Source organism: Quisquiliibacterium sp. (assembly GCF_982640115.1).
Map to the genome: position 1 here is coordinate 1 of NZ_CEXFHW010000128.1, position 11,592 is coordinate 11,592.

The following is an 11,592-nucleotide window of genomic DNA, read 5'->3' on the forward strand; positions in this document are numbered from 1 at the left end:
CTGCGAGTAGATGTTGTTGGTGAGGCCGGTGAGATACAGACCCAGCATCGCGCCGAACACCCCCAGCGGGATCGCGAACAGCACCGCCAGCGGCACCGTCCAGCTCTCGTAGAGCGCAGCCAGGAACAGAAAGACAAACAGCAGGGCGAGACCGAACACCACCGGCGCCTGACCGGCCGATTGCTTCTCCTGCAGGCTGATGCCGGACCACTCGTAGCCGTAGCCGTCGGGCAGCTTCCCGGCTGCGAGCCGCTCCATGGCGGCGAGGGCCTGGCCCGAGCTGTAGCCGGGCGCCGGCTCGCCGCTGATCTCGGCGATGCGAAAGAGGTTGTAGCGGTCGATCAGGGTGGGGGCGCCGGTGGGCGCGGCCTGCACCAGGGATGACAGCGGCACCATCTGCCCGCTGGCCGCGCGCACCTGGAAGGCACCGATGGCGGCGATGTCGGCCCGATAGTCGCTGTCGGCCTGCATGGTCACCTTGTAGGTGCGCCCGAAGCGGTTGAAGTCGTTGATGGTGACGCCGCCCAGGAAGGTCTGCAGGATGGCGGTGACGTCGCTGATCGGCACGCCGAGCTTCTTCGCCTTCTCGCGGTCGATGTCCACCCGGAACGCCGGCACCGCCGGGTTGAAGGTGGTGTAGACATTGCGCAGCTCGGGCTGCTGATTGGCGGCGGCCACGAAGTCGGCAGCCACCTTCGAGAGCTGCATGGGGGTGGCGCCGGCGCGGTCCTGCAGCTTGAAGCTGAAGCCGGCCGAGGCGCCCAGCCCTGGCACCGCCGGCGGATTGAGCGCGAGCACCGAGGCTTCGGGCAATGCGCGGGCCTTCTTCAGGAAGCCGCCGATGATCGCCCGAAGCTGGGTCTCGGGGCTGGTGCGCTCTTCCCAGGGGTCGAGCACGGCCAGGAACAGGGCGCTGTTCGATTGCACCGAGCCGTTCATGAGGTTGAAACCGTTGATCACGAGCCGCTTGCGCACGCCGGGCGTGGCCGCAAGGATCTCGTCGATGCGGCTGGTGACCTCGATGGTCCGGTTCATCGAGGCAGCCTGGGGCAACTGCACCGAGCCCAGGAAAAAGCCCTGGTCTTCGGGGGGCACGAAGGTGCCGGGCACCCGGCTCATGAGTTGCCAGGTGGCCGCCATCAGCGCGGCCAGCACCGCCATGGCCAGCACCGCCCGGCGGATCATCACGCCCACCCCCCGGCCATAGCGCTCGGTGAGCCGGTCGAAGCCGCGGTTGAAGGCGCCGAAGAAGCGCGCCAGCGGACCGTTCGCCGCGGTGTTCTTCGGCTTGAGCAGCAGGGCGCACAGCGCCGGCGTGAGCGAGAGCGCCACGAAGGCTGACAGCGCCGTGGACACTGCCACGGTGATGGCGAACTGCTTGTACATCACCCCGGCCATGCCGCCCAGGAAGGCCACCGGCACGAACACCGCTGCCAGGATCATGGCAATGGCCACCACCGGGCCGGAGACCTCCTCCATCGCCTTGATCGTGGCCTCGCGCGGCGCGAGACCGCCGTGGTTCATGTGGTGCTCCACCGCCTCGACGACCACGATCGCATCGTCGACCACGATGCCGATCGCCAGCACCATGCCGAACAGGGTGAGGGTGTTGATGGTGAAACCCAGCAGCGTGAATGCCGCGAACGCGCCCACCAGCGAGACCGGCACCGCGAGCATCGGGATCAGCGTGGCCCGCCAGCTCTGCAGGAACAGGAACACCACCAGCAGCACGAGCAGCAGCGCCTCGAAGAAGGTGTGCACCACCTCCTCGAGCGAGGCGGTGATGAATACCGTGTTGTCGTGGATCACCTCGTAGCCGAGGTCCTCGGGGAACGAGCGCGAGAGCTCGGCCAGTCGTTCGCGAATGAGGCGCGCGGTCTCGATCGCGCTGGCATCGGGGGTGAGATTGATCGAGAACGCCGCCACCGGCTTGCCGTCGAGCCGCGACTGGAAGAGGTAGTCGCGCGCGCCCATCTCCACCCGGGCGATGTCGCGCAGGCGCACGAAGGAGCCGTCGGGCCGCGAGCGGATCACGATCGCGCCGAACGCCTCGGGGTCGGCCAGCCGGCCGCGTACCGACACGCTGTACTGGAACTGCTGGTCGCGCGGCGCGGGCATCTGCCCCACCTGGCCGGCAGGCGCCTGCAGGTTCTGCTCGCTGACTGCCCGCATCACATCGGCGGGCGTGAGCCCGAGGGAAGCCATGCGGTCGGGCTTGAGCCAGATGCGCATGCCGAAGTCCGAGCCGAACATCTGCACATTGCCCACGCCCTTGACCCGCTTGAGCGCCTGGATCACGTTGATGGACGCGTAGTTGCTCAGGAAGAGCTCGTCGTAGGTGGACTTCGGCGAGACCAGCGCCGCGTACATCAGCGAGTCGGGACTCTGCTTGCGGGTGCTCAGTCCCGCTGCGATCACCTCGGCCGGCAGACGCGAACTCGCCTGCGAGGCACGGTTCTGCACCTGCACCGCGGCAATGTCGGGATCAACACCGAGGGCGAAGGTGACATCCAGCGAGTACGAGCCGTCGCTCGCGGCGCTGGAGGTCATGTAGAGCATGCCTTCCACGCCGTTGACCTGCTCCTCGATCGGGGTGGCCACCGACTCCTCGACCACCTGGGCATTCGCGCCGGGGTACACGCCGGCCACCCGGACGGTGGGCAGGGTGATCTGCGGGTACTGGGCGATGGGCAGGTTCAGGCCGGCGATCAGGCCAGCCAGCGTGATGACGATGGCGGTGACGATGGCCATCACCGGCCGGAAGATGAAGAAGCGCGCCATGATCGGGCCGGCTCAGGGCTTGGCCGTCGGCGCAGCGCCGGCCGCGGCGGGTGCCGGCTTGCCTGGCCCGGGTGCGGCCTCGGGGGCCTTCAGCGGCACCAGCGCCCGCGGCGACACCACCGTGCCGGGGCGCGCGGATTGCAGGCCATCGACGACGATGCGCTCGCCGGCCTTGAGCCCACCGGTCACGAGCCAGTTCTCGCCGCTGCGCGCGCCGAGTTCGACGGCGCGCTGCTCGACCTTGTCGCCCTCGCCGACCACCATCAGGAACTGCCGCCCGAGCATCTCGCCGACCGCCTTCTGCGGCACCAGCAGCGCGTTCTCCAGGGTGTCGTGAGGGATGCGCACCCGCGCGCTCATGCCAACCCGCAGCATGTCGGCCGGATTGGGGAAGACCGCCCGCAGGGTGAGCGTGCCGGTGCCTGCGTCAAGCGCGCGGTCGGCGAAATCGATGCGGCCTGCCTGGGGATAGACGCTGCCGTCGGCCAGCACCAGGCGCACCGCGCGGCGCATCACCGAGTCCCGGCTTGCGGGCGCGCCAGCGGCGCCGCGCATCACCGCGAGATAGTCGGTCTCGGGGATGTTGAAGTACGCGACCATCGGATCACGGGTGGAAACCGTCACCAGCACGGTCTGCCCGGCCGAGGCCAGACCGCCGACCTCGACCTTCTGCAGCCCGACCAGCCCCGCCATCGGCGAGCGTACCTCGGTGTAGCTGCGTTCCAGGCGCGCCGACTCCAGCGCTGCCTGCCGGGCATCGACCACCGCCTTCACCTGCCGCTCCTGGGCGACCGTCTGCTCGTAGGTCTGGCGCGGGATGGCGTTGTCCTTGAGCAGCGGCGCGTAGCGCTCGACATCCTGGCGCACCCGCGCGAGATTGGCCTGCGCCTCGGCGAGATTGGCCTGGGCGGAGGCGATTGCCTCATCGTAGGGCCGGGAGTCGAGCACGAAGAGCAGGTCGCCGGCCTTCACCGGCTGACCGGGCGCGAAGCCGATGCGGGTGACGATGCCCGAGGCGCGGGGGCGCAGTTCCACCTCGCGCAAGGCCTTCACCTCGGTGACGATCTCGGTGAACAGGGTGGTGGACTGGGGGGTGACGGTCATCACGGTCACCTCGGGGGGCGGCGGCGCCGGCGGCGCAGCGCTCTTGCCGCCGGTGGCCTGTTCGCGGCCACAGGCCACCAGGATGAGACTCAGCAGCAGCAGGCCCGCCCGGCGGCGGATGCGCGCTGCGGCCGCGTGCCGGGCCGCCCGGGGCTGCAAGGGGCGCGGGATCGGGAGAATGTCGGTCATCGGGGCATCCTGGGGAAGGCGGGGCGCCGGGATGGTGATCGGCGCCCGGCGGCGACGCAGGGATCGTGCAAACAGGCCGCGGGAGTATAGCGGCAGCCCCTGCAGGTGCTGGCGGTCGACAAGGCATGAAGCGGACGCGCCATGCCCGCGCCGGACGCGGCATGAGGGCAGGAGCGGCCGGCCTTGGTTACGATGCGTGCTTCACGCCGCCACCATGACCGACACCGACCCGAGGCTTCGCTTCTTCGCGCTTTTCAGCGCGGTGATGCTGCCGATGTTTCTCGCCGCGGTCGATCAGACCCTGCTCGCGCTGGCCACGCCGGCCATCGCGGCCGAGTTCGATGAACGGGATGCGACCTCCTGGCTGGCCACCGGCTATCTGCTGGCCTCGGTGTCGATGGTGCCGCTCTACGGTCGTCTGGCTGACCGCTTCGGCCGGCGTCGCCTGCTGGGCGTGGCACTGGGCGTGTTCAGCCTGGGCGCGCTCGCCTGCCTGGTCGCCCCCACGCTGCCGGCGCTGGTGGCTGCGCGAGCCCTGCAGGGCGCAGGTGGCGCCGGGCTCATGAGCCTGTCGCATGCGCTGATCGGCGAGGTGCTCGCGCCGCGTGAGCGGGCCCGCTATCAGGTCTACTTCGCGATGGTCTTCGCCAGCGCGAGTCTGATGGGCCCGCTGCTCGGCGGCATCGTGGTCGAGCTGGTGAGCTGGCGTTGGCTGTTCGCGGCGACGCTGCCCTTGTGCGCCTTCGCGGGCTGGCGGCTGGCGCAGTTGCGCCACACCCCGCCGCCGCTCGACTCCCGTGGCCGGGTCGATGTGCGCGGCGGCCTGCTGTTCGTGGCGGCCACCGGGCTGAGTTTGTGGCTGATGTCGCGCCCCGGCGCCGCCTCGGTGCTGGGCGGCGCTGCCCTGATCGGCTGCGTGGTGCTGGCTGCGGCGCTCTGGGTGTTGCTGTGGCGCCTCGGTCGCCGGGTCGCCCAGCCCTATCTGCCGCTGGAGCTGCTGCGCATGCCCGTGATGCGCCATGCCGCCTTCGCCACCCTGGCCAATGCCGCGGCCTCGTTCGCCCTGGTGTTCTATCTGCCGGCCTACCTGCAATGGATCCTGGGCACCAGCGCGGCGCAGTCGGGGCTGCTGCTGCTGCCCTTCACCGGCGGCTCGCTGCTTGGCGCATCGCTGGCCGGTCGCATCGTGCTGCACACCGGACGCACCCGCGAGCCGCCGATGCTAGGGCTGCTGATCGGTGCGCTGTGCCTGGCGGGGCTGGGTCTGGCGCCGCCCTCGCGCCTGCTGGTCATGGTGCTGGGCGGCTTCACCGGGGTGGGGCTGGGCATGGTCATGGCGGTCACCCAGATCATCAGCCAGGTGGCGGCCGGTCCGGCCCGTCTGGGGGCGGCGGCCGCGGTGATCTCGCTGTCGCGCAATCTCGGCGCCGCCACCGGTTCGGCGGCCTTCGGCGCCATCGCCTTCAGCCGGCTGGCGCCGGGTACCGGCCTGGGCGGCGGGGTGGCCAGCGCCGCGGAGTCGGTCGGCTTCTCGCTGGCCTTCCTGGCCGCGGCCGCGATATGCCTGGCCGGCGCCTGGTCGGCCTCGCGCCTGCCCCGCGACCGGCTCGGCGCCGAACCGTCCGCCAGCACCACGCCGCGCCCCGATCGATGAGCACACCCCCGGCCGCCCGCGACAGCGATCCGATCTTCATGCGGGCCGCGCTCGAGCAGGCCCGTCACGCCTATGTGCAGGGCGAGGTGCCAGTGGGCGCGGTGGTGGTGCTCGAGGGCAGGGTGATCGCCACCGGCTGCAACCAGCCCATCGGTGAGCATGACCCCACCGCCCATGCCGAGATCCGCGCACTGCGCCAGGCGGCGCAGGTGCTCGGCAACTATCGGCTGCCGGGCTGCGAGCTCTTCGTCACCCTCGAACCCTGCGCGATGTGCGCGGGCGCGATCCAGCATGCCCGCATCGCCCGTCTGGTCTGGGGCGCCTCCGACCCCAAGACCGGCGCCTGCGGCAGCGTGCTCGACCTCATGGCCGAGCCGCGACTGAACCACCATTGCGCGGTCACCGGCGGGGTGCTGGCCGATGAATGCGGCACCCTGCTGCGCAACTTCTTTGCCGAGCGGCGGCAGCGGCGTGCTCCCGCGGCGAGCTTTCCGCCGCTGCTAGGCCGGCGACCGCTGCGCGGCCCGCGCCTGGTCCTCGAGCCCCTGGGGAGCGCCCACGCCGAGGCGCTGTGGCCGATATTGTCTGATCCGGCCTTCGATCCGGATGGCGAGTCGCCACCGGCGTCGCTGGCCTGGCTGGAAGAGTCGCTGCGCCAGCGGGAGACGCGGCGTTCGGCCGATGGCCGGCGCGCGATCCTCGACTGGGCGCTGCGCCATTCCGACAGCGGCGACTACCTGGGTCGGGCTCAGGCCACGATCACCGGCGACCGCCAGGCGGTGGTGCGCTGTGCCGTGATGCCCTCCAGGCGGCGGGAAGGCTGGGCCACCGAGGCGCTGCGCTGCGTGCTGGAGGACCTGACCGGGGAGGCTGGCACGACCCGCATCTGGGCCATGACCCGCCCGGGCGAGGCGGCTGCCGAGCGGCTGCTCGACCGCCTGGGGTTCGTGCCCGCGGGGCGCGAGGCTTACCCGCTGGATGATGCGATGAGCGGCGCGCGGCTGTTCAGCCGACCAGGCCGCATCACCGGCTGATCAGATCACTGGATCTTGGCCTTGGCCCGGAGATCCTTCTGGAGCTCCTGGATGCGGCGACGCTCGAGTTCCTGCTGGATCTGGGGCTTGACCTGCTCCAGCGGCGGCGCCTTGGCTTCCCGCACATCGTCCAGACGGATCACATGCCAGCCGAACTGGGTCTGCACCGGGGCCTCGGTGAACTTGCCCTTCTCGAGCTTGCTCATCGCGTCGGCGAAGGGCTTCACGAAGGTGGACGGCACATTCCAGTCGAGGTCGCCACCGTTGGCGGCCGAACCGGTGTCCTTCGACTGCTTGGCCAGATCCTCGAACTTGGCGCCCTTCTTGAGGTCGGCGATGATCTGCTTGGCCGCGTCTTCCTTCTCGACCAGGATGTGTCGGGCACGGTATTCCTTGTCGGCCTGCCCCTTGATCGCCTTGTCGTACTCGGCCTTGATGTCGGCGTCGGTGATCGGATTGGTCTTGAAATGGTCGCGGATGACCGCCCGGATCAGGATCTCCTGGCGGGAGGTGTCGAGCTGACGCTGCACCTCGGTGTTGCGCATCAGGCCGCGACGCTCGGCCTCCTGGGCGAAGATCTCGCGGGCGATCAGCTCTTCGCGGACCGCGGCCCGCAGCTCGGGGGAATCGGGCCGGCCCTGGGCTGCCAGCGCAGCCACGAATTCATCGACCTTCTGCTTGGGGATGGGCTTGTTGTTGACGATGGCGGCGTTCTGGGCCCACGCAGCGGACAGCGACAAGGCCAGCACGGCGCCAACGGCGGCCCTGGCGCAGGAACGGGTAAAGCTCATGGGTGGGATCCTCAGGTTGGCGAGCCGGCCTCGTCGGGCGAGCGCGCTTCGATGGCGAGCGCATGGATGCGATGCGGCATCCAGTCGCGGACGGAATCATACACAAGGCGGTGTCGGGCCACGGTGCGCAGACCGGCGAACGCGGCGCTCACCACCCGCACCCGGAAATGACCCGCGCCACCGCTGGCCCCGGCGTGCCCGGCATGCAGATGGCTTTCGTCGATGAGCTCGATCGAGGCATCAGGAAGGGCGGCTGCGAGCCGGGCCCGGATCTCGTCGGGCTCAGGACGCATCGCCGTCTTCCTGGATGTGACGGCCCAGCCAGAGCGCCTGCAGGATCACGAAGCCGACGGTCAGGCCGAGGGAACCGAAGAGCTTGAAGTTGACCCACGTGTCGGTGCTGAAGCCGTAGGCCACCCACAGATTGAGCACCGCCTGCAGCACGAAGAACCCGGCCCATGCGTAGTTGAGGCGGGTCCAGATCGGCTCGGGCAGTCTGATCTGCTTGCCGAGCATGAGCTGGATGAGGTTGCGGCCGCGGAGCAGGCGTGCGCCGAGCAGGGCTGCCGCGAAGGCGCCGTAGAGCACCGTGGGCTTCCACTTGATGAAGGTCTCGTCGCGCAGGAAGAGGGTCATGCCGCCGAAGACCACGATGATGCCCAGGCTGGTCCACTGCATGGGCTCGATCGGCTGTCGCCGCAGGCGCAGCCAGCCGATCTGGCCCAGGCTCGCGGCAATGGCCACCGCGGTGGCCACATAGATGTCGGTGGTCTTGTAGGCCGCGAAGAACAGCAGGACCGGCAGGAGGTCGAAAAGAAGTTTCATGCCGCGAGTGTAGCGCGGGCCGCGTGGGGCGGCGCTGCGCCCCTGCTGCCATGGGCTATACTCGCGGGCTTTGCCCGGACCCCACGGAGAACGCCATGGCCGATCGTACCCGCACCCGCCGCAACACCCTCGAGCGGCGCTGCCTGCCCAAGTCGCTCAAGCGCCTGTTCAAGGGCTCGGGCAAGCCCATCTTCCGCATGCTCGAAAAGATCAAGAAGGCCTGACAGCCGCTGTCTGCGGGCCGAAGGCGGCAGGAAGCATCCTGTCGGGTGCGGCCTGCGCCTGGCCCGGAACCCGAGCCTGAGCTCGGCTTGCGCCTTGCCGATGCGCGATCCGGTCAGGCCTGCGGTGGGTCACTCCGTGTCTTGCGCGGGCGTGAACGCCAGTGACGCCGAGTTCATGCAGTAGCGCAGCCCGGTGGGCGGCGGCCCGTCCTTGAACACATGCCCGAGGTGGGCGTCGCACTGGCTGCACAGCACCTCGGTGCGGATCATCCCCCAGCTGAAATCGCGCTTGACCGTGACCGCATCGGGCGACACCGGCTCGAAGTAGCTGGGCCAGCCGGTGCCGGAATCGAACTTGCTGCCCGAAGCGAAGAGCGGCGCGTCGCAGCAGATGCAGGTGTAGGTGCCGCGCTCGTGATGATCCCAGTAGCAGCCGCTGAAGGCCCGCTCGGTGCCGTGCCGGCGGGCAACCTGATACTGCTCGTCGGTGAGCTGGGCGCGCCACTCGGCGTCGGTCTTGCGGATCTTGGTGGTGGTCATGTCGGCTGCCTGTTGCGGTCGGATTCATTCATTCTAAACCGCGCCTGCCTTCGGGCATGCGCGCCTCAGGGGCCTGCTTGACGCCGGCCAGCCGCGGCGGGAGCATCCCGCCTCTTTTCATTGCCCGGAGAGCCGCCATGCAAGGCCTGATGATGGACATGCCGCTGCTGATCTCGTCGATCCTGCAGCACGCCGCCCGCCACCACGGCGACGCCGAGATCGTCTCGCGCCGCATCGAGGGCGACATCCATCGCTACACCTACGCCGACTGCGAACGCCGCGCCCGCCGTCTGGCGAGTGCGCTCGGCCAGCTCGGCGCCGAGCCGGGCGACCGGGTGGCCACCCTCGCCTGGAACGGCTACCGGCACATGGAGATCTATTACGCCGCCGGCGGCATGGGCGGCGTGGTGCACACCATCAACCCCCGCCTGCATCCCGACCAGATCGCCTGGATCGTGAATCACGCCGGCGACCGCTTCTTTGCCTTCGACATCACCTTCCTGCCGATCGTCGAGGCGATCGCGCCCAAGTGCCCGACGGTGAAGGCCTGGATCGCCATGGTCGACGCCGACCGGCAGCCGAGCAGCGTCGCCATCCCCGGCCTGCTCAACCACGAGACCCTGCTCGCCCAGGGCAGCGAGGACTGGCAGTGGCCGCAGTTCGACGAGCGCAGCGCGGTGGCCCTGTGCTACACCTCGGGTACCACCGGCAATCCCAAGGGTGCGCTCTACTCGCATCGCTCCACGGTGCTCCACGCCTACGGCGCGGCGCTGCCCGATGCCATGGGTGCGTCGGCCCGCGATGTCATCCTGCCGGTGGTGCCGATGTTCCATGTCAATGCCTGGGGCCTGCCATATGTGTGCCCGATGGTGGGCGCCAAGCTGGTGCTGCCCGGGCCGGCGCTCGACGGCAAGTCGCTCTACGAGCTCTTCGAGGCGGAAGGGGTCACCTACTCGGCCGGCGTGCCCACGGTCTGGCTGGGCCTGCTGCAGCATGTGGCCGCCAACGGCCTGCGCTTCTCGACCTTCACCCGCACCGTGATCGGCGGCTCGGCCTGTCCGCCGGCGATGATCCGAACCTTCCGCGAGCAGTACGGGGTTGATGTCATCCACGCCTGGGGCATGACCGAGCTCTCGCCACTGGGCACGCTCTCGCGGCTGCAGAACCGGCACCTGAGCCTGCCCGCCGCCGAGCAGCAGAAGATCTTCGAGAAGCAGGGCCATGTGATCTTCGGCATCGACATGAAGATCACCGGCGACGACGGCGCCGAGCTGCCCTGGGACGGCAGGACCTACGGCAACCTGATGGTGCGCGGGCCCTGGGTGGTGAGCGAGTATTTCGGCGGTGAGGGCGGCGATCCGCTGGTCTATGACGAGCAGGGCCGCGGCTGGTTCCCCACCGGTGATGTCGCCACCATCGACGCCCAGGGCTACATGCAGATCACCGATCGCAGCAAGGATGTGATCAAGTCGGGTGGGGAGTGGATCAGCTCCATCGACCTCGAGAATCTCGCCATCGCGCACCCGGCGGTGGCCAATGCGGCGGTGATCGGCGTGGCCCATCCGAAGTGGGACGAGCGGCCTTTGCTGATCGTCGCGCTCAAGCCGGGCGCCCGCGTCACCCGCGAGGAACTGCTCGCCTTCTACGAGGGCAAGATCGCCAAGTGGTGGACGCCCGACGACGTCCAGTTCGTCGATGCGATCCCGCTCGGCGCCACCGGCAAGATCCTCAAGACCCGCCTGCGCGAGCAGTTCCGGGACTACCGCCTGCCCACCGCCTGATCCGGCGCCGGGCCGCCGCGGGCGGCCGCGCTACACTCCTGCCGATGCCGGCGGCTCTCCCGCCGGCGCCGCCGCGGCGCCCCCGTGGCGGCACCACGGGCGCTCCGGGCGCCCGCCCTCCTGCAACCCGCCGGGCCCGCGCCCGGTTTCCCGCTACGGAGATCCTGTGAGTCAGGCCAGCTACAGCGTCCAGGGCGACATCACCGTCGTCACCATGAACAACCCCCCGGTCAACGGACTGGGCCTTGAACTGCGCCGCGGCATCGTCGACGGCCTGAGCGCCGTGCTGGCCGATCAGGCGGTGCGCGCCATCGTGCTCACCGGGGCCGGCAAGGCGTTTTCGGGCGGGGCCGACATCCGCGAGTTCAACACCCCCAAGACCTTCGCCGAACCCAACCTGATGACCGTGATCAGCCTGATCGAGAACGCGTCCAAGCCGGTGGTGGCGGCGGTGCACTCGGTGGCCATGGGCGGCGGGCTCGAACTGGCGCTGGGCTGCCACTTCCGGGTGGCCTCGCCGGGCGCGCAGATCGCGCTGCCCGAGGTCAAGCTCGGCCTGCTGCCGGGCGCCGGCGGCACCCAGCGGCTGCCCCGGGTGGTGCCCTTCGAGATGGCGATGAACATGATCGTCACCGGCGAGCCGGTGCTCTCCGAGAAGTTCAAGGGCCC

The 11,592-nt window shown here is 69.8% G+C and carries 11 protein-coding genes and 1 pseudogene; 6 read left to right on the forward strand and 6 right to left on the reverse strand.

Annotation, left to right across the window (positions count from 1 at the left end; all coding sequences use genetic code 11):
* Positions 1-2,781 (reverse strand): efflux RND transporter permease subunit (locus AC2H6A_RS13745; protein WP_484274165.1); only part of this gene is annotated, 2,781 nt, incomplete at its 3' end.
* A 12-nt stretch (positions 2,782-2,793) separates the two neighbouring features.
* Positions 2,794-4,074 carry an efflux RND transporter periplasmic adaptor subunit gene (locus tag AC2H6A_RS13750; protein ID WP_484274166.1) on the reverse strand — a complete coding sequence of 427 codons (1,281 nt, stop codon included), beginning with the start codon at positions 4,072-4,074 and terminating at the stop codon, positions 2,794-2,796.
* A 214-nt stretch (positions 4,075-4,288) separates the two neighbouring features.
* On the opposite strand from AC2H6A_RS13750, the gene AC2H6A_RS13755 reads away from it, so the two are divergent.
* From AC2H6A_RS13755 to AC2H6A_RS13765, 3 genes and pseudogenes are all read left to right on the forward strand, one after another.
* Positions 4,289-5,728: an MFS transporter gene (locus tag AC2H6A_RS13755; protein ID WP_484274167.1), complete on the forward strand. Its 1,440-nt coding sequence runs from the start codon at positions 4,289-4,291 to the stop codon at positions 5,726-5,728.
* Positions 5,635-6,225 (forward strand): annotated as a pseudogene (gene tadA / locus AC2H6A_RS13760) (tRNA adenosine(34) deaminase TadA); the annotation flags it as partial. The gene AC2H6A_RS13755 and the pseudogene tadA, both read left to right, overlap by 94 nt.
* A 33-nt stretch (positions 6,226-6,258) precedes the next feature.
* Positions 6,259-6,762, forward strand: coding sequence for a GNAT family N-acetyltransferase (locus AC2H6A_RS13765; RefSeq protein WP_484274174.1), 504 nt, complete (start codon positions 6,259-6,261; stop codon positions 6,760-6,762).
* Positions 6,763-6,767: 5 nt separating this feature from the next.
* Here AC2H6A_RS13765 and AC2H6A_RS13770 read toward each other — a convergent pair whose 3' ends face one another.
* Genes AC2H6A_RS13770 through AC2H6A_RS13780 form a run of 3 tightly spaced genes read right to left on the reverse strand, consistent with a single transcriptional unit; the run spans position 6,768 to position 8,378 of the window.
* Positions 6,768-7,553, reverse strand: a complete 786-nt coding sequence (locus AC2H6A_RS13770) for a peptidylprolyl isomerase (protein ID WP_484274168.1) — start codon at positions 7,551-7,553, stop codon at positions 6,768-6,770.
* A gap of 11 nt (positions 7,554-7,564) precedes the next feature.
* Positions 7,565-7,846 (reverse strand): BolA family protein, encoded by a 282-nt coding sequence (locus AC2H6A_RS13775; protein ID WP_484274169.1) that lies wholly within the window; start codon positions 7,844-7,846, stop codon positions 7,565-7,567.
* Complete coding sequence (locus AC2H6A_RS13780) at positions 7,836-8,378, reverse strand: septation protein A (protein ID WP_484274170.1); 543 nt, start codon at positions 8,376-8,378, stop codon at positions 7,836-7,838. The genes AC2H6A_RS13775 and AC2H6A_RS13780 overlap by 11 nt, the downstream gene beginning before the upstream one ends.
* Positions 8,379-8,473: 95 nt before the next feature.
* Here AC2H6A_RS13780 and AC2H6A_RS13785 point away from each other — a divergent pair, with 95 nt between their 5' ends.
* On the forward strand, positions 8,474-8,602 hold the full coding sequence (locus tag AC2H6A_RS13785; protein ID WP_484274171.1) for a hypothetical protein: 129 nt from the start codon (positions 8,474-8,476) through the stop codon (positions 8,600-8,602).
* Between the two features lie 129 nt (positions 8,603-8,731).
* On the opposite strand, the gene msrB is transcribed toward AC2H6A_RS13785, so the two are convergent.
* Positions 8,732-9,142 (reverse strand): peptide-methionine (R)-S-oxide reductase MsrB, encoded by a 411-nt coding sequence (gene msrB, locus AC2H6A_RS13790; RefSeq protein ID WP_484274172.1) that lies wholly within the window; start codon positions 9,140-9,142, stop codon positions 8,732-8,734.
* A gap of 137 nt (positions 9,143-9,279) precedes the next feature.
* Here msrB and AC2H6A_RS13795 point away from each other — a divergent pair, with 137 nt between their 5' ends.
* Together AC2H6A_RS13795 and AC2H6A_RS13800 are read left to right on the forward strand one after the other, a co-directional pair.
* Positions 9,280-10,923: a 3-(methylthio)propionyl-CoA ligase gene (locus tag AC2H6A_RS13795; protein ID WP_484274173.1), complete on the forward strand. Its 1,644-nt coding sequence runs from the start codon at positions 9,280-9,282 to the stop codon at positions 10,921-10,923.
* A 214-nt stretch (positions 10,924-11,137) separates the two neighbouring features.
* The coding region (locus tag AC2H6A_RS13800; RefSeq protein WP_484274175.1) for an enoyl-CoA hydratase/isomerase family protein at positions 11,138-11,592 on the forward strand (455 nt) is incomplete at its 3' end.